The 15,709-nt window shown below is 59.7% G+C and carries 15 protein-coding genes; 6 read left to right on the top strand and 9 right to left on the bottom strand.

Translation table 11 applies throughout. The annotated features are described in order from the left end of the window. Positions 1-29: 29 nt before the first annotated feature. Positions 30-875 carry an N-hydroxyarylamine O-acetyltransferase gene (nhoA, locus tag B8P98_RS13095; RefSeq protein WP_025712689.1) on the bottom strand — a complete coding sequence of 282 codons (846 nt, stop codon included), beginning with the start codon at positions 873-875 and terminating at the stop codon, positions 30-32. Positions 876-1,184: 309 nt separating this feature from the next. Here nhoA and B8P98_RS13090 point away from each other — a divergent pair, with 309 nt between their 5' ends. Continuing rightward, positions 1,185-1,766, top strand: coding sequence for a flavin reductase family protein (locus tag B8P98_RS13090; protein WP_004151228.1), 582 nt, complete (start codon positions 1,185-1,187; stop codon positions 1,764-1,766). 55 nt (positions 1,767-1,821) lie between these two features. Here B8P98_RS13090 and B8P98_RS13085 read toward each other — a convergent pair whose 3' ends face one another. After that, positions 1,822-2,646 carry a helix-turn-helix domain-containing protein gene (locus tag B8P98_RS13085; RefSeq protein ID WP_025712688.1) on the bottom strand — a complete coding sequence of 275 codons (825 nt, stop codon included), beginning with the start codon at positions 2,644-2,646 and terminating at the stop codon, positions 1,822-1,824. A gap of 205 nt (positions 2,647-2,851) precedes the next feature. Here B8P98_RS13085 and B8P98_RS13080 point away from each other — a divergent pair, with 205 nt between their 5' ends. The 3 genes from B8P98_RS13080 to B8P98_RS13070 are packed head-to-tail and all read left to right on the top strand — an operon-like array spanning position 2,852 to position 7,485. After that, positions 2,852-4,420 (top strand): alpha-L-rhamnosidase-related protein, encoded by a 1,569-nt coding sequence (locus B8P98_RS13080; protein ID WP_025712687.1) that lies wholly within the window; start codon positions 2,852-2,854, stop codon positions 4,418-4,420. A gap of 23 nt (positions 4,421-4,443) precedes the next feature. Next, entirely contained in the window at positions 4,444-5,826 is a 1,383-nt protein-coding gene (locus B8P98_RS13075) for an MFS transporter (RefSeq protein ID WP_025712686.1), read from the top strand. 42 nt (positions 5,827-5,868) lie between these two features. Then, complete coding sequence (locus B8P98_RS13070; protein WP_095033111.1) at positions 5,869-7,485, top strand: carbohydrate porin; 1,617 nt, start codon at positions 5,869-5,871, stop codon at positions 7,483-7,485. 39 nt (positions 7,486-7,524) lie between these two features. Here the strand turns inward: B8P98_RS13070 and pptA are convergent, their stop codons facing one another. The 3 genes from pptA to B8P98_RS13055 form a co-directional block, all read right to left on the bottom strand. Continuing rightward, positions 7,525-7,752 carry a tautomerase PptA gene (gene pptA / locus B8P98_RS13065; protein WP_095033110.1) on the bottom strand — a complete coding sequence of 76 codons (228 nt, stop codon included), beginning with the start codon at positions 7,750-7,752 and terminating at the stop codon, positions 7,525-7,527. Positions 7,753-7,822: 70 nt separating this feature from the next. Beyond that, on the bottom strand, positions 7,823-8,440 hold the full coding sequence (locus B8P98_RS13060; protein WP_095033109.1) for a glutathione S-transferase family protein: 618 nt from the start codon (positions 8,438-8,440) through the stop codon (positions 7,823-7,825). Positions 8,441-8,523: 83 nt separating this feature from the next. Next, entirely contained in the window at positions 8,524-9,528 is a 1,005-nt protein-coding gene (locus B8P98_RS13055; RefSeq protein ID WP_095033108.1) for a LacI family DNA-binding transcriptional regulator, read from the bottom strand. Positions 9,529-9,831: 303 nt separating this feature from the next. Here B8P98_RS13055 and B8P98_RS13050 point away from each other — a divergent pair, with 303 nt between their 5' ends. Further along, positions 9,832-11,028: an L-talarate/galactarate dehydratase gene (locus B8P98_RS13050; RefSeq protein WP_012541576.1), complete on the top strand. Its 1,197-nt coding sequence runs from the start codon at positions 9,832-9,834 to the stop codon at positions 11,026-11,028. Between the two features lie 204 nt (positions 11,029-11,232). Further along, positions 11,233-12,543: an MFS transporter gene (locus tag B8P98_RS13045; RefSeq protein ID WP_095033107.1), complete on the top strand. Its 1,311-nt coding sequence runs from the start codon at positions 11,233-11,235 to the stop codon at positions 12,541-12,543. A gap of 65 nt (positions 12,544-12,608) precedes the next feature. Here B8P98_RS13045 and B8P98_RS13040 read toward each other — a convergent pair whose 3' ends face one another. From B8P98_RS13040 to B8P98_RS13025, 4 genes are read right to left on the bottom strand one after another with little or no spacing between them, the layout of a single operon-like run. Continuing rightward, positions 12,609-13,460 (bottom strand): transporter substrate-binding domain-containing protein, encoded by an 852-nt coding sequence (locus B8P98_RS13040; protein ID WP_167382695.1) that lies wholly within the window; start codon positions 13,458-13,460, stop codon positions 12,609-12,611. A gap of 38 nt (positions 13,461-13,498) precedes the next feature. Beyond that, the gene (locus B8P98_RS13035) at positions 13,499-14,278 is read right to left on the bottom strand and encodes an amino acid ABC transporter ATP-binding protein (protein WP_025712680.1); all 780 of its coding nucleotides are present in this window, start codon (positions 14,276-14,278) and stop codon (positions 13,499-13,501) included. Then, entirely contained in the window at positions 14,262-15,188 is a 927-nt protein-coding gene (locus B8P98_RS13030) for an amino acid ABC transporter permease (protein WP_025712679.1), read from the bottom strand. The genes B8P98_RS13035 and B8P98_RS13030 overlap by 17 nt, the downstream gene beginning before the upstream one ends. Before the next feature lie 9 nt (positions 15,189-15,197). Beyond that, entirely contained in the window at positions 15,198-15,707 is a 510-nt protein-coding gene (locus B8P98_RS13025; RefSeq protein WP_025712678.1) for a GNAT family N-acetyltransferase, read from the bottom strand. Positions 15,708-15,709: the final 2 nt, after the last annotated feature.

Genomic DNA, 15,709 nt, shown 5'->3' with positions numbered 1-15,709 from the left:
CAGCGCAGCGCCACCGGGTATCAGGAGAGTTACTTCCCGGCTTCCGGATGGGTATCGAACGCCGCCATCACCGCCGCCAGCGCCGCTTCGCTGAAGCCATGTTTAGGATCGTCGACGCCCAGCCCGAAGCGGGTCTGCAGCCCTTCATACAGCGCAGAGACATCGGCAAAATCAACCTTCTCCACCACGTGGTTATTCTCCCAGTGGGTAAAGTGGAAATTGGTGAGGGTCATTTTGCCGCCGTCGGGCAGATGACGGCACATCAGCAGGTGGTGGCGGAAGTGGGACTGCGGCCAGTGCGCCGACCAGAAGTTGCCCATCACATAATCAGACGCATACTGCCGGCCTAAATCGAAATGGTACATCGACTGCCAGTGCTCATGATGGTTGAACTGCAGCGTCCACTCATCGCCCTCATGCACCAGACGATAGCTACCGTGCGGCGTTTGCTGCGGGATATCGGCCAGCAGTTTGATCGGCGCGGTCAGCGTCTGGCCACCGAAGCCGACGTCGGCAAGCCAGCGCTCCCCCGCCACTTCCACCAGCAACAGACGGTGAGTACGCGGCGGCATCTGCGGAGGATTGGCCAGCACCACACGGCCCAGCAGGCTACGGACGTTAAAGCCTATCTCGCGCAGCGCGCGCTCCAGCAGGCCATTTTGTTCAAAACAATACCCCCCGCGGCGGGCAACAATCAGCTTCTCTTCCAGCGCCCGATCGTCAAGGTGGATCTCACGCGGCAGCAGGACGTCGAGGTTTTCAAAGGGGATGGCGCTGTTATGCTGCAGATGCAGCTCGCGCAGGGTATCAATGGAAACATCAGGCTCCCCCGTCCAGCCCAGACGGGAAAAATAGGCGCGTAAAAAGGGACTCATCAAGGCCTCCAGCTGTAGGTGTCCGACATTTATAGCCTATTTTTCCGCGTTGACCGTCTTTTTTGTGCGCTTGCCGTTAACCGCGCGTGCGGCGCTGCCTCAGCGCCCGCGTCGTGAGCATCTGTACCAGACCGGGTCGGTATCCGCCGGGGCACGCTCGCCGGAGATAACATCAGGGGAGCCAACACCGTGCGATCTCTTTGGGAGTGAGTGCTGGCGACTCTCGTCAGACGTGATGACGTATTGATTACATTTTCATTGCGGCATAACGTGTTATCTGCCAACCGACCCATTATTCAAGGAACACCTATGAGCCGCTTTCGCCACGTTGAACTGCAGTATGCCAGCCGCCTGCTCAACCACGGCCCGACCATTTTGATCACCAGCTACGACGCCCCGTCCGACCGGCGCAACGTTATGGCCGCCGCCTGGTCAATGCCGGTGGAGTTCGCCCCGCCGCGGGTGGCTATCGTGGTGGATAAAAGCACCTGGACGCGGGAGATCATCGAGCGCAACGGCACCTTCGGCATTGTGGTTCCCGGCGTCGCCGCCGCCAGCTGGACCTACGCCGTCGGCAGCGTCAGCGGCCGCGATGAGGACAAATTCAATGCCTGGGGGATTCCGGTGGTGACCGGTCCGGAGCTGGGGCTGCCGCTGATCGAAGAGAAGTGTCTGGCGTGGATGGAGTGCCGCCTGCTGCCGGCGACGGCGGCCCAGACCCAGTACGACACCCTGTTCGGGGAGGTGGTGTCTGCCGCCGCCGATGAGCGCGCGTTCGTCACCGGACGCTGGCAGTTCGACGACGATAAGCTCAATACCCTGCATCATCTTGGCACCGGCAATTTTGTCGCCAGCGGCCGTCATGTGCGGGCAAACTCCCTCGACGAATAAGCGTCACTTGCCGCGGGCGGCAGGTTTTCCCCCTGCCCGGCCTGCGGCCCCCTTTTTAACCCAGCGGGCGGCGGCGATCGGCGCTGGGCGTGAGGCCAAACACTTTTTTATACAGGGTGGTAAAGTGATTACTGTTGGCAAAGCCGCACAGATAAGCCACTTCGGTAATAGTCATCTCCGTTTCGCGTAATTTGACCCGCGCGGAGACCAGCCGCAGACGTTTCAGATAATTATCCGGCGTCAGGCCGGTAGCCTCTTTAATATGGCGAAACGCCGTGCGGGTGGTGAGATGAAATTGCTCCGCCAGCTGCTGCCAGTTATGATCTTCAAAACAGTGTTCCTGCAGCCAGGTCAGTAATTTATGCAGCTTATAGCGGGTGCTGCTGTATTCCGCTTCCGACTCGGCAGTAAGAATGGTGGTCACCAGCTGAAAAAAGAGAGACTCCCGTAGCGGGGTATTATCCGCCGCCCTCAGCGCCGGGGAAAATATCTTTTCCACCAGTTCCCGACAATAGCTGCGGGTCTCCGGGGCCAGCCAGCCATAGCAGGCGGCGCGCTGCGCCGATAATTGCCGCAGCAATCCCTCCATTTGCTGTAAATAGTGAAAGCTCACCCCCGGGTTAATTAACACATTAATCAGCTTGAGCGTCCCCAGCTCATCATAATAATGGACATCGCCAGGCTGGACGTAAAAAACATCGCCCTGCTGAATATACAGCGGGCGGCCATTAATAACGTGTAGTCCATGCCCCTCCTCGACGATCACCAGTTCGGCAAACTCATGGCCATGCTCCTGGCTATTATCCTCCGGATCGCTGGCGTACATGCCGAGCTTATCCTGGGGATGGGTGAAATAATACTCAACGGTCAGTGTCATCATTACAGCAAATCCTGAACAACCTTATGGCGCAGGGGCACGATAATCTATTCCGGCCCTCGCCACGCGCCCGATGTGCGGATTTGTGATCGCCAGCGCCCCCACCTCATTATTCCTGCCATTTTCACTGACGGTTTGGCATTGCCAGAGTGGTGCCGTCGCCGGACGACGGCCTATGCTGCGCCTAACCTAATTGAGAGGACGCAGTATGTCACAGGCAATTCAATACAACTCCAGCGTGGCGATGATCCGCCATCCGCGCTTTTTACAGCGTGCGGCCGACCTGACGCCCGCGCTACATCACCAGCGCCAGATGCCGCAGGCCATCGTCGAGGCCGTCGCCGATCCGGCGGCGCTGAACGGCTGGCGGGGACACACCGTCTGCACGCCGGAGCAGTTTTATCAGCAGCCGCTTCGCGTCGGCGACAGCTTCATTATTGATTTTGGCAGCCATTTTGTTGGCTACCTGCAGTTCAGCTGCCGCAGCGTCGGCAGCCCGCCGGATGCCCCGGCCCATCTGCACTTCACCTTCGGCGAGACGCTGAGCGAAGTCTGTGAGCCGTTCAGTGAGTACCAGGGATGGCTGAGCAGCAGCTGGTTGCAGCAGCAGGATCTGTGGCTCGATGTCCTGCCCGCCCGGGTCGCTCTCCCGCGTCGCTACTGCCTGCGCTACCTGAAGGTGGAGGTCAAAGCGCTGTCGCGCAAGTTTCGTCTGCAGTTCGATGAGATCGCCCTGGACACCGTGACCTCTGCCGGCAGTCCGCAGCTGGCGGAAATCGCCGATCCGCAGCTGAAAGCCATTGATGACGTTGCCGTTCGCACCCTGAAAAACTGCATGCAGGAGGTATTTGAGGATGGGCCGAAACGCGACCGGCGGCTGTGGCTGGGCGACCTGCGCCTGCAGGCACAGGTGAACGACGTCACCTTCGGCCACCACGATCTGGTCCGCCGCTGCCTGTACCTGTTTGCCGGCCATACCCGGGAAGATGGCATGGTTTCCGCCAATGTCTTTGTTCAGCCGGAGGTGCGCGCCGATGACACCTTTCTGTTTGATTATTCATTGTTTTTTGTCGACGTGCTCTATAACCACCTGCAAAGCACTGGCGACACGGACACCGCCCGTGAACTGTGGCCCACGGCGCGACGGCAAATCGAGCTGGCGCTGACCCGCTGCGATCCCCAGGGTCTGGTGCGCGACAGCGATGACTGGTGGGTATTTATCGACTGGCAGGCAGAGCTGAATAAACAGGCGTCGGCGCAGGGGGTGCTTATCTACTGCCTGCAGCGTGCCCTCTGGCTGGCGCAGCGTTTTGAACCGCAGCGGGTAGCCGACTACACCGCTACGCTCGCGCAGCTGAAAGAGGCCGCCCTCCGCCACCTGTGGGATAGCGAGCGGCAGGTGTTTATCAGCGGCGCCGCGCGCCAGGTCTCGTGGGCGTCGCAGATCTGGCTGGTGCTGGCGGAGGTTGGCACCGCCGGGCAGCGTCAGGCGCTGATGCGCCGCCTGCAGCAACAGCCGCCGGCCATTGCCATGAACACCCCGTACCTGCGCCATCATCACATTGTCGCCCTGCTGCAGTGCGATCTGCGCGAGGAGGCGGTGGCAGAGATCAAAGCCTACTGGGGAGCGATGGTTGACTACGGCGCCGACACCTTTTGGGAAATTTTCGACCCACAGCATCCTGACTTTTCCCCGTATGGCAGTAAGCTCATTAACAGTTACTGCCATGCGTGGAGCTGTACCCCGGCCTGGTTTATTCGCCAGTACGGACTTTAACAACAACGATAAGCGAGTGATTTATGGCAGAAACAACGTTTACCCTGTGGCGGCAGCGCCTTGGCTATGGCATTGCCGATCTCTCCTGCAACCTTGTGTGGCAGATGATCTCTCTGTATCTGATGTTCTTTTACACCGACGTGATGGGCCTCCCGGCCTATTACGTCGGCCTGATGTTCCTGGTTACCCGGCTGGTGGACGGCGTGGCCGACGTGCTGATGGGGCTGGTAATCGACAATACCGCCACCCGCTGGGGGCGCTGCCGTCCCTGGCTGCTGATCGGCGCCCTGCCTTTTGGCCTGCTGTGTATTCTGGCCTTTTATGTGCCGGATTTCGGCACCACCGGCAAACTGCTGTACGCCTTTGTCACCTATCTGTGTCTGTCCTTCCTCTACACCCTGGTGAACATTCCGTTCTGCGCCATGCTGCCGTTTTTAACCAGTGATTCCGCAGAACGCACAACGCTGTCGGCGGTGCGCATTTTGCTGGGCTCCCTTGGCGCCACCATTGTCGCCGTGGCTACGCTGCCGCTGGTCGGTGCGCTGGGCAAGGGCAACCAGCAGCAGGGATTCCTCTATACCGCGGTGATTTTTGGCGTACTGGCGACCTTTTTCCTGCTGGTGAGCTTTCGCAACGTTGAAGAAAAGATCACGCTCAGCGGAGAGCGCATGACCCTGAAACGCGCCTGGGTGAGTCTGCGCGCTAATCGTCCGTGGTGGGTCTTCGCCAGCAATATCTTTCTGATGTGGGGCGCCTTTTTCTTTCAGACCGGGGCACTGGTGTACTTCTTCCATTATTACGTCGGGAATACCGAGCTGACGGCGGTTATCGCCGGGATCTCCACCTTCGTTCCCCTGCTCGGCACCCTCACCGTCCCGCTGCTGGCCCGGCGTATGAAAAAACGTCATGTCTATCTGGTGGCCAGCGCGGTCAATCTGCTGGGGATGGGGATTATGATGCTGTCTGGCGCTCACGCCCTGGGACTGATCGTCGGAGCGGTGATCCTCTCCCTTGGCGCCGGTCAGCGCACGGCTATCTATTTCTCGATGCAGGCCGACCCGGTGGATTACGGCGTGTGGAAAACCGGGATTAATACCGCGGGTATCCTGACCTCGATAAACGGTTTTCTCGGCAAGGTGGCGATGGCCGGCGCCGGCGCCATCACCGGCGTGCTGCTCTCCTCCGGCGGCTATATCGCCAACCAGATGCAGAGCGACAGCGCCCTGCTGGCCATCAAGGCCTGCTATTTGTACATTCCGGCGCTGTTGATCCTCGCCTCGATGCTGTGGATGGGCCGCTTCTACCGTCTCGACGATCAGTATGAGCAGATCCGTGCCGACCTTGATGCCGGACGCGGCGCCACGCCAGCCCCGGCCCCGACCACCGGAGAATCCCCCGCCATGTAAGGCGCCCCGCTGATTTAACCTCTGGATAAATTAAGGACTTTTATGCGTATCTCTGTGATTAGCGCAGCGATTTGCTGCGCCCTTTTTCCGCTCATCAGCGTCAGCGCCGCCGGGTTGAGCGTGGAACAACGGCTGGCGCAGCTGGAAGCGCGCCTCAATCTCGCTGAACAGCAGGCCAGCGAGGCCAGCCGCCGCGCGCAGCGGGCAGAACAGCAAACCGCCGCCGCCGAACAGCGCGCCGCGGCGGCGGAGCAGCAGGTGCAGGCCCTCAGCCAGCAGACCACGGCCCGCGAACAAAAACAGCAGGCCACCAATCAGCAGCTGAGTGAACAGCTGGCGAAGCGCGCCCCGGACGACGGCTTTACCTTTAACGCCTATGCCCGTTCCGGCATGCTGGTGAACAGCCATGGTAAAGGCGCCCGCGGCGGGCCAGGCGTCTCCCCGGCCAGCTCCCTCAATGGCGATGCCCACGTCGGCCGTCTCGGCAACGAAAAAGATAATTACGCTGAGCTGAGCTTTGGCAAAAAGCTCACCTTCAACGATGGCTCTTGGGCGCGCTTTAAGACCATGCTCGCCGACGGGGCCACCAACCCGGATCCGTGGGTTCAGGACAACGACAGCCACCATCTGAACATTCGTCAGCTGTACGTCGAGATGGGCGACTTCGCCGAGTTCACCGGACCGTTAAAACGCGCCTCGATTTGGGCCGGCAAGCGCTTCGATCGGGATAACTTCGATATCCACTTTACCGATAGCGACATCATGTTCCTCGGCGGTACCGGCGGCGGGATCAATGATGTCGACTGGGGAAGCGGCCTGCGCGGCGACTATTCGGTGTATGCACGTAACTTCGGCGACCTTGGCAGCGATAATTACGCGGATAATGACATCCAGAATCTGCTGTTCACCGCCAACCACTTTTATGGCAACTGGCAGCTGATGACCACGGTGATGACCGCCCAGGGCAACGATGACCTGAAAGATAATACTTCAACTACCGGAAGCTATGCGCTGCGCAGCGATAACACCGCCAAAAACGGCTACTACGCGATGCTGGCCCTGCACGACAAACAGCAGTTCTACGGCCTGGCGCCGGGGGTGTCGGAAAGTGCGCTGCAATACGGCGTCGGGCTGGGCGCCGAAGCGCGTCAGCCGGGGAGCGATGGCGATCTGACCGAGAATGCCGCCTCCCTGCGCTTTGCGTCGTACGGTATCCTGCCGCTGGGGAAAAACTGGCAGCTGGCGCCGTCGGTGATAGCCCAACACAGCGAAGACCGCTATCGCGACGGCGACCGCTACGACTGGGCGACGTTTAACCTGCGGGTATCGCAAGGGATCTCCGCCCACTTCGCCCTGCTGTATGAGGCCTCGTGGCAGTATATGGATCTCAATCCGAACGGGCGCAGCTATCGCTATAATGACAACGTTTATCAGTATCAGGCGGTGCGCGGCGATTTCTACAAGCTGACCTTCGCCCCCACTTTTAAAGTGGGCGATGTGTTTGATATCAAAGCGCGGCCGGAAATCCGCTTCTTTGCCACCTGGATGAACTGGGATAAAGCCCTGGATCGCTACGCGATAAATGACGATTTCGGCAGCAAAGGCTTTACCGCCGGCGGGACATGGAACTTCGGCGTGCAGACGGAGATTTGGTTCTGACCGAGCGTCACTGGCGGGCATCACGCCCGCCAGTGGCAATTACATGCTATAACCCGGTTTCTTAATCAACTGCGCCATCTGCGGGGCGATCTCACTGTCCCACACCGCCTGCCACGCCTCCGGCTCAACCTGAGTCAGCGCGACGCTGACGGCGCTCTCTTTGCTGTTCAGATGGCGGATCAGCACCTCAGTGATGTCGGCGGCCAGCTCGGTTTTCTGTTCGTCAGTCAGTTCACGGGGAAAACATTTAATATCTACATGCGGCATAGCAAAGACTCCTTGTGGTCAGAGCCATAACGCTACCACAGAATGGCCGTTCTGGCTGGCATCACGTGCGTTAAATCAGCTTGTTGCGGCGCAGCGCCGCGGCCAGCTCCGGTCGCTGACAGACCGCCCGGGCGACGGCGGCGAATTTTGGCGTGTGGTCGTTAAACCACGTCTGCCGCGGCCCCCAGCTGTACATCGCCGCGATATAGCAATCCAGCAACGTTACCGACGCGCCCAGCGCCCACGGCCCGGCGGCCAGCTGCTGTTCGAACCAGAGATAGAGAGTTTTCCGGTACTGGCGACAATTCTCCACCAGTTGCTCCGCGGCGGCGGGCGCCCAGCGTTCCGGGTAATCGGCATAAGTAAAGGTAGGATAGACGTTGGCCACCAGCCAGACCAGCAGACGCTGGAACTGCTGACGCTGCGGCGTCCCTGGCGCGGGGGCTAGATCGGGACGCTGGTCGAGGATCATCAGCGCGATGGCGGCGGTTTCAGTCATGATGCTCCCGTCGGCCAGCTGCAGGGTGGGCACCTGGCACAGCGGGTTAATCTGCCGCAGACGCTCGCGCGCCGGGCCGGGCTGGTCAAAGCCCTCGACGTCAACCACCTCGTAGGGAATATCGGCCAGGGAGAGCATCAGCTCGCTAATCGTCGAGCCCCATCCCGGCACGCCATAAACGGTTATCATGGGCTGCCTCCAGGGTAAAGCCTAAGTGTAGGCAGAAAATTGCCGCTCACCCACCCGGCATATTGCGCCCTGAAAAAGCAGGGCTACGCCGATTCCCGCGCCACCAGCTGAAAGCCGATATCTATAATCAACCCGCTTTCTTCTCCCCCTTCGATACGGTCGGCCAGCAACGTAGCGGCCCGTTCGCCGATGGCATGACGGTCGACGCTGACGGTAGTGATGGCCGGACGATTGCTGGCGGCGAAATCCAGATCGCCAAATCCGATCACCGCCAGATCCTGCGGTACGCGTAGCCCCCGGCTTTCGGCTTCCATAATCGCCCCCTGGGCGAGGGTATCTGAGCTGCAGATGATCACATCAAACTCGCCGGCGGCCAGCAGCTCAGCCAGACCGCGCCGCCCCAGCGCCAGCGACGCCGGGAGCGGCACTTCAACCTGAGGCGCATCGTCCAGCCCTTTTTTAGCCAGTCGGGCACAGAGCCCCTGCTTACGCAACATCGCGCGCGCATCGCCCGCCCACAGCAGACCCGGACGCCGATAGCCTTTCTCCAGCACGTACTCGCCAATGGTTTCGCCCACTTTTTCATGGGAAAAACCGACCAGCATATCCAGCGGCGTCGGGGTGAGATCCCAGATTTCCACCACCGGCGTGGCGGCGTTAAGAATCGTTTTCTTTAACAGCGGCGCATGCTGGATGCCGGTTAACACCACGCCATCGGGGCGCCGCGACAGTAAGGTGGAGACCAGCTCGGCTTCGGTCTGTCGGTCATAGCCCGCCACGCACAGCAGCATATGGTAGCCGCGCGCCGCCAGAGTATCGCTTAGCGCCTGGATGGTATCGACAAACATATTGTTATTGATCTGCGGCACCACGACCGCCACCAGCTTGCTGCGCCTGGAGGCGAGCCCCCCGGCCAGCGCATTGGGGATATAGCCCGTCGCCTGCACCGCCTGCATCACTTTCTCTACCGTTTTTGGCCTGACCAGCTGGGGTGTATTCAGCGCCCGACTGACCGTCATCGGCGACAACCCGGCGCTGCGAGCCACATCCTCCAGCGTCGGCGCCCGCGTCGGCTTTTTGCTTTTCACGGCTAAGCCCCTGTGTTAAGTCGTTTCCTGTGGGCATTATTGATGATGCCCCACGCAATTGCCAGCGCCCGCCGCGTCTCCCCTAACAGAATCAATGACCTGCGCCCCATAATGTTATCGCTATCATTTTAACTTGTCACATTTCACAAACTGTTTTGGATTGTGACCTGCACAGCAAATTTTTCGCCTTTATAACGGCCAATTGTGATCGTTTGTACAAATTAAAACCACTAGCGTAGCGTCAAAGCATTTCACTATCACAAATGATAGCGCAATCATTTTGTTATCAAAAAGGACACCACTATGACCTCAAGCGCCAATTCCGAGTCCGTAACCTACGCCAAAGCTTTCGGCGTCAAAACCGCCGCTGAAACCGGTGACCGCATTGACCACGTGAAACTGTCGCTGGCTTTTCTGCCGCTGGCCACCCCCGTCAGCGATGCCAAAGTGCTGACCGGTCGCCAAAAACCGCTGACCGAAGTGGCGATTATCATCGCGGAAATTCACTCCCGGGATGGATTTACCGGTGTCGGCTTTAGCTACTCGAAACGTGCGGGCGGCCAGGGCATTTACGCTCACGCCAAAGAGATAGCCGATAATCTGCTTGGCGAAGATCCAAACGACATCGACAAGATCTACACCAAACTGTTGTGGGCCGGGGCTTCCGTCGGCCGTAGCGGAATGGCGGTACAAGCTATCTCCCCTATCGATATTGCCCTGTGGGATATGAAAGCCAAGCGCGCTGGTCTACCGCTGGCCAAACTGCTGGGCTCGCATCGTGATTCCGTGCAGTGCTACAACACCTCCGGCGGCTTCCTGCATACCCCCCTGGATCAGGTGTTGAAAAACGTGGCTATCTCCCGTGAAAACGGCATCGGCGGGATTAAACTGAAAGTCGGTCAGCCTAATACTGCCGAGGATATCCGTCGTCTGACGGCGGTGCGTGAAGTGCTGGGCGATGACTTTCCGCTGATGGTCGATGCCAACCAGCAGTGGGATCGCGAAACCGCCATCCGCATGGGACGTAAGATGGAGCCGTTCAATCTGATCTGGATTGAGGAGCCGCTGGATGCCTATGACGTTGAAGGCCACGCGCAGCTGGCCGCCGCGCTGGATACGCCGATTGCCACCGGCGAGATGCTGACCAGCTTCCGCGAACATGAGCAGTTGATCCTCGGCAACGCCAGCGACTTCGTGCAACCAGATGCCCCTCGCGTCGGCGGGATCTCCCCGTTCCTGAAAATAATGGATCTGGCCGCGAAGCACGGTCGCAAGCTGGCCCCGCACTTTGCCATGGAGGTGCACCTGCATCTCGCCGCCGCTTACCCGCTGGAGCCATGGCTGGAGCACTTCGAGTGGCTGAACCCGCTGTTTAACGAGCAGTTAGAATTGCGCGATGGGCGGATGTGGGTTTCCGAACGCCATGGTCTGGGCTTCACCCTCAGCGAGCAGGCGCGCCGCTGGACCCAGCAGAGCTGCGAGTTCGGAACACGCCCGTAATCACGTTCCCCGGATAATGACGCCAACGCCTTATCCGGGCTACCGGTCCGCAGACCACTGAGGACCCGTAGCCCCGGTAAGCGCAGCGTCACCGGGGATAAACCTCTGACCCGCTGTACTCGCTATACACGAAATCCTGCAGCCAGCATCAAGGCGGCATGGAGGATGACGTGTCTTCACAACCCTGCAAAGAAGTTGAATAACATGCAACAGCAACTAAAACGCAGCAACGTGCGTTACGGCATATTACTTTTTTTATTTCTCGCGACCGTATTTAATTATGCTGACCGGGCCACTCTGTCCGTTGTCGCGCCCATTATGAGTAAAGAGTTAGGTTTTGACCCTGAAGCCATGGGCCTGGCCTTTTCGGTGTTTGGTATTTCCTACGTCATTATGCAAATCCCCGGCGGCTGGTTGCTGGATAAATATGGTTCGCGGTTGGTCTATGGCTGCGCGCTGATTGGCTGGTCGGTCGTCACTATGTTCCAGGGCACTATTTATCTGTTTGCCAGCCCGCTGGTGGTGCTGGTGATCCTGCGTCTGATGATGGGCACCATTGAAGCGCCCGCCTTTCCGGCCAACAGTCGCCTGAGCGTCCAGTGGTTTCCCAATAAAGAGCGTGGATTTGTCACCTCGGTCTATCAGGCGGCGCAGTATATTTCGCTGGGCATTATTACGCCGCTGATGACCATCATTCTGCATAATTTAAGCTGGCACTATGTCTTTTATTATATTGGCGCTATCGGGGTGGTGCTGGGGATATTCTGGCTGGTAAAAGTGAAGGATCCTTCACATCATCCTAAAATTAACCAACAGGAGCTCGATTATATTCGTGAAGGCGGCGGCGTACCGGAATTAGGTAGTCAGAAAACGCAGCAAAAATTAACCCTCGCGCAGATTAAAAGCGTCTGTGTCAATCGCATGATGATCGGGGTTTATATCGGCCAGTTTTGCGTCACCTCGATTACCTGGTTCTTCCTCACCTGGTTTCCGACCTACCTCTACCAGGCCAAAGGCATGTCAATCCTCAAAGTCGGGTTTGTCGCCAGTATCCCGGCGATAGCCGGCTTTATCGGCGGCCTGCTGGGCGGCGTGTTTTCGGACTGGCTGCTGAAACGCGGCTACAGTCTGACCACCGCCCGTAAGCTCCCGGTGATCTGCGGCATGCTGCTCTCCTGCATCATTGTCGTCGCCAACTACACCTCTTCGGAAGTGGTGGTGATCGCCGCCATGAGTCTGGCGTTCTTTGCCAAAGGTTTCGGAAACCTCGGCTGGTGCGTGCTGAGCGACACCTCGCCAAAAGAGATGCTCGGTATTGCCGGCGGCGTGTTCAATATGTGCGGCAACCTGGCGAGCATCATTACCCCGCTGGTCATCGGGGTGATCCTCGCCAATACCCACTCATTTGATTACGCCATCCTCTACGTCGGGTCCATGGGCGTGCTGGGCCTGTTCTCCTATCTGTTCATCGTTGGGCCGCTGGATCGCTTGACGCTCACTCCGCGCACCGTTTGATTGATGACCCTGGCGAGCATTCGCCTCCGCTGTTTCGCATCGTACTCCGGCGAAACAGCGGTTTTTTAGTAGGTTATCCCCGGCGGGTTGACCACCGACTGCGTCACCGCTTCGCCCTGCTCTCCCCAGCGCGCCAGCACCTGCTGATATTCACCGCGGGCAATCGCCCCGTCGAGGGCCGCCTGCAGGGCATAGACCAGACCGTTGCCTTTTTTAGTGGTCGTCGCCACCCACGCTTTTTTCGGCCCCAGGCCCACCACCCGGGTCTGGCCGTTAAGGGCGGCTTTATAGGCTGCCACCGACTGCGGGCCGAAAAAGATATCCGCCCGCCCGGACTGGATATAGAGGTTGCCGGAGGCATCATCGGTCAGGTAGACCGGCTGGGCCTGCGGCCGTCCGGCGGCGCGGTTGTCCTCGTTCCAGCCCAGCAGGATCCGCTCCTGATTGGTGCCGGACCCGACGATCACTTTGCGCCCGGCGAGGTCGGCAGGTCCGTTTATCGCGGCGATGTCGCTGGTGGATTTCACCGAGAAGGCCAGGGAGTCCACCCGGTAAGTCGCAAAATCGAACTTCTCTTTGCGCTTCTCGGTCACCGCGATATTGATCAGCGCCACATCGTAGCGGCCGGAGGCGATGCCCAGCGGCCAGTCCTCCCACGCGGTGGGCACCAGCCTGAGCTTCAGGCCAAGGCTTCCGGCCAGCAGGCGGGCCATATCCGGGTCGCTGCCGATCCGCGTGCGGTTGTCGCTGGCCAGCAGCGCCAGCGGCGGCGAATTGAGCGCCGAGATCGCCACCGTCAGCGTCCCCGGCTCGACGAAGCGATAGCCCGGCGGGATTTTCGCTATCGCCTGCGGGTCACGGGTGACCGGCAATGGCTGCTCATTGGCGCGCAGATCCAGCGCCGCGTGAACGCTCATGGCAAAAGCGCTGAGAATAAGGGTCATTAGCGCTCTTTTCATGACGGCAGCACCCTGGATAAAAACTGTCGGGTACGCGGATGCTGCGGATGGTTGAGCACCTCGTCGCTGCTGCCCTGCTCGACGATCCTGCCGTCGACCATAAACACCACCTGGTCGGCCACCTCGCGGGCAAAGCCAATCTCATGGGTCACCACCACCAGGGTAGTGCCGGAGCGCGCCAGCTTCTTGATAACATCCAGCACCTCGCCCACCAGCTCGGGATCCAGCGCCGAGGTGGGCTCATCAAACAGGATCACCCGCGGGTCCAGCGCCAGCGCCCGGGCAATGGCGATACGCTGCTGCTGCCCGCCGGAGAGATGCCGCGACCAGGCGTCGGCTTTATTGCGCAGTCCGACGACGTCCAGCAGCTCCCAGGCGCGGGCAATGGCTTCTTTGCGCGTGACCTGCTTGTGGGCGATCGGCGCCTCAATCAGGTTCTCCAGCACCGTCAGGTGCGGAAACAGGTTAAAGTTCTGGAACACGTAGCCGACGTTGATCCGCTGGCGAAGAATTTCCTTTTCTTTCATCTCATACAGCTTGTCGCCTTTGCGGCGATAGCCGATATAGTCGCCATCAATCTGAATAAATCCCTCATCGACACGTTCGAGGTGATTTATGGTGCGCAGCAGCGTGGACTTGCCCGAGCCGGAAGGGCCGAGGATCACCGTCACCGTGCCCGGGGGGATCTCCAGCGACACATCGTCCAGCGCCTTGTGGCGGCCATAGTATTTGCTGACCCCGGTGATAGAGATATGGCCATTATGAGAGCTGGGCATGAACGGCCTCCTGCGGCTGTGGTTGACGTGCGGGTTGATTCAGACGGCTGCTGCGGGCGCTGTTTACCGCCGAGCGACGCTCGCTGCGCGCCAGGGCGCGTTCCACCAGATACTGAATGGCGGAGAGGACGCTGGTGATCGCCAGATACCAGGCGGCGCCGACCATCAACAGCGGGATCACCTCCTGGGTACGGTTGTAGATCATCTGGATGGTGTAGAACAGTTCCGGCATCGCCAGGACGTACACCATCGCCGTTCCCTTGGCCAGACTGATGATCTCATTGAAGCCGGAGGGCAGAATGGTGCGCAACGCCTGCGGCAGAATAATGCGCAGCGTACGTCGCCAGGCGGGCAGCCCCAGCGCGGCGGCGGCTTCATACTGCCCATGGTCGACCCCCAAAAAGCCGCCGCGAATGATCTCCGCGGTATAGGCGCTCTGCACCAGCGTCAGGCCCACCACCGCCGTGGAGAATTGCCCCAGCACGTTAATGGTCTGATAGCTGGCCCAGGTGACGCCGGTAAACGGGATCCCCAGCGACAGGGTGTCGTAGAGGTAGGAAAAGTTATAGAGAATGATCAGCACCACAATCAGCGGCAGCGAGCGAAACAGCCAGATATAGCTCCAGGCGAGGCTGCTGAGCAGCCACGATGAGGATAAGCGGGCCAGCGCCAGCAGGCCGCCGAAGATCACGCTCAGCACCGTGCCGAGCAGGGTCAGAAGCAGGGTTTGTCCCAGCCCCTCGAGGATCACCGGGTCAAAGAACCAGCGGGCGAAGACGCCCCACTCCCAGCGCGGGTTAAAGGCCACCGACTGGATCACCACCGCCAGCACCAGCAGGGCGACCAGCGCCCCGACTACCCGCAGCGGATAGCGCGCCGGCACCACTTTGATTGTTTCAGATGAATGCATCATGCCTCCTCAGGCGCTGTGACTGAAGGCGCTCACCGCCAGCGCTTTAGTGAACCGCAACCGGCCATCGTAGGGCGGCTGACTGTACTCTTCCGGGTCGCGCGTGAGGTCAAACTGCGCCTCATACCCCTGGCTGAGATAGAGCTTTACCGCCTCCGGCTGGCGGAAGCCGGTGGTCAGGTAGATATGGCTGTACCCGGCCAGCACCGCCCGCCGCTCCAGCTCCTGAACCACCTTCGCCGCCAGCCCCTGCTGGCGCAGGTCGCGGTGCGTCCAGATACGTTTGATCTCCGCGGTGTGGCGATCTTTCGGCTTATAAGCGCCGGTGGCGATAATTTCGCCCTCCCGCTCAAGGACGATAAACAGCCCCTGCGGCGGCACATACCACTCACTCAACTCCACTTCCGCATCGCGGGAAAAATAGTCGCCGTAGCGGGCGGCGTATTCGGCAAACAGCCCGCTAATAATCGGCTGTAGCTCCGGGGCGTCCGGAGAAATATCGCGGAATGCTTCGCTCATCG

Source organism: Klebsiella quasivariicola (genome assembly GCF_002269255.1).
In the GTDB taxonomy this organism is placed as follows: Bacteria; Pseudomonadota; Gammaproteobacteria; order Enterobacterales; family Enterobacteriaceae; genus Klebsiella; species Klebsiella quasivariicola.
The sequence above is the reverse complement of the archived record's forward strand: the minus strand, read 5'-3'. Positions and strand labels throughout refer to the sequence as shown.

What these genes read in the sequence shown, in the direction of transcription:
- B8P98_RS13040 (WP_167382695.1), bottom strand. Translation starts at nt 13,460, where the DNA reads ATGAGCGTTCACGCGGCGCTGGATCTGCGCGCCAATGAGCAGCCATTG.
- B8P98_RS13060 (WP_095033109.1), bottom strand. Translation starts at nt 8,440, where the DNA reads ATGATAACCGTTTATGGCGTGCCGGGATGGGGCTCGACGATTAGCGAG.
- pptA (WP_095033110.1), bottom strand. Translation starts at nt 7,752, where the DNA reads ATGCCGCATGTAGATATTAAATGTTTTCCCCGTGAACTGACTGACGAA.
- B8P98_RS13090 (WP_004151228.1), top strand. Translation starts at nt 1,185, where the DNA reads ATGAGCCGCTTTCGCCACGTTGAACTGCAGTATGCCAGCCGCCTGCTC.
- B8P98_RS13080 (WP_025712687.1), top strand. Translation starts at nt 2,852, where the DNA reads ATGTCACAGGCAATTCAATACAACTCCAGCGTGGCGATGATCCGCCAT.
- B8P98_RS13045 (WP_095033107.1), top strand. Translation starts at nt 11,233, where the DNA reads ATGCAACAGCAACTAAAACGCAGCAACGTGCGTTACGGCATATTACTT.
- B8P98_RS13035 (WP_025712680.1), bottom strand. Translation starts at nt 14,278, where the DNA reads ATGCCCAGCTCTCATAATGGCCATATCTCTATCACCGGGGTCAGCAAA.
- B8P98_RS13025 (WP_025712678.1), bottom strand. Translation starts at nt 15,707, where the DNA reads ATGAGCGAAGCATTCCGCGATATTTCTCCGGACGCCCCGGAGCTACAG.
- B8P98_RS13075 (WP_025712686.1), top strand. Translation starts at nt 4,444, where the DNA reads ATGGCAGAAACAACGTTTACCCTGTGGCGGCAGCGCCTTGGCTATGGC.
- B8P98_RS13085 (WP_025712688.1), bottom strand. Translation starts at nt 2,646, where the DNA reads ATGATGACACTGACCGTTGAGTATTATTTCACCCATCCCCAGGATAAG.
- B8P98_RS13030 (WP_025712679.1), bottom strand. Translation starts at nt 15,188, where the DNA reads ATGCATTCATCTGAAACAATCAAAGTGGTGCCGGCGCGCTATCCGCTG.
- B8P98_RS13070 (WP_095033111.1), top strand. Translation starts at nt 5,869, where the DNA reads ATGCGTATCTCTGTGATTAGCGCAGCGATTTGCTGCGCCCTTTTTCCG.
- nhoA (WP_025712689.1), bottom strand. Translation starts at nt 875, where the DNA reads ATGAGTCCCTTTTTACGCGCCTATTTTTCCCGTCTGGGCTGGACGGGG.
- B8P98_RS13050 (WP_012541576.1), top strand. Translation starts at nt 9,832, where the DNA reads ATGACCTCAAGCGCCAATTCCGAGTCCGTAACCTACGCCAAAGCTTTC.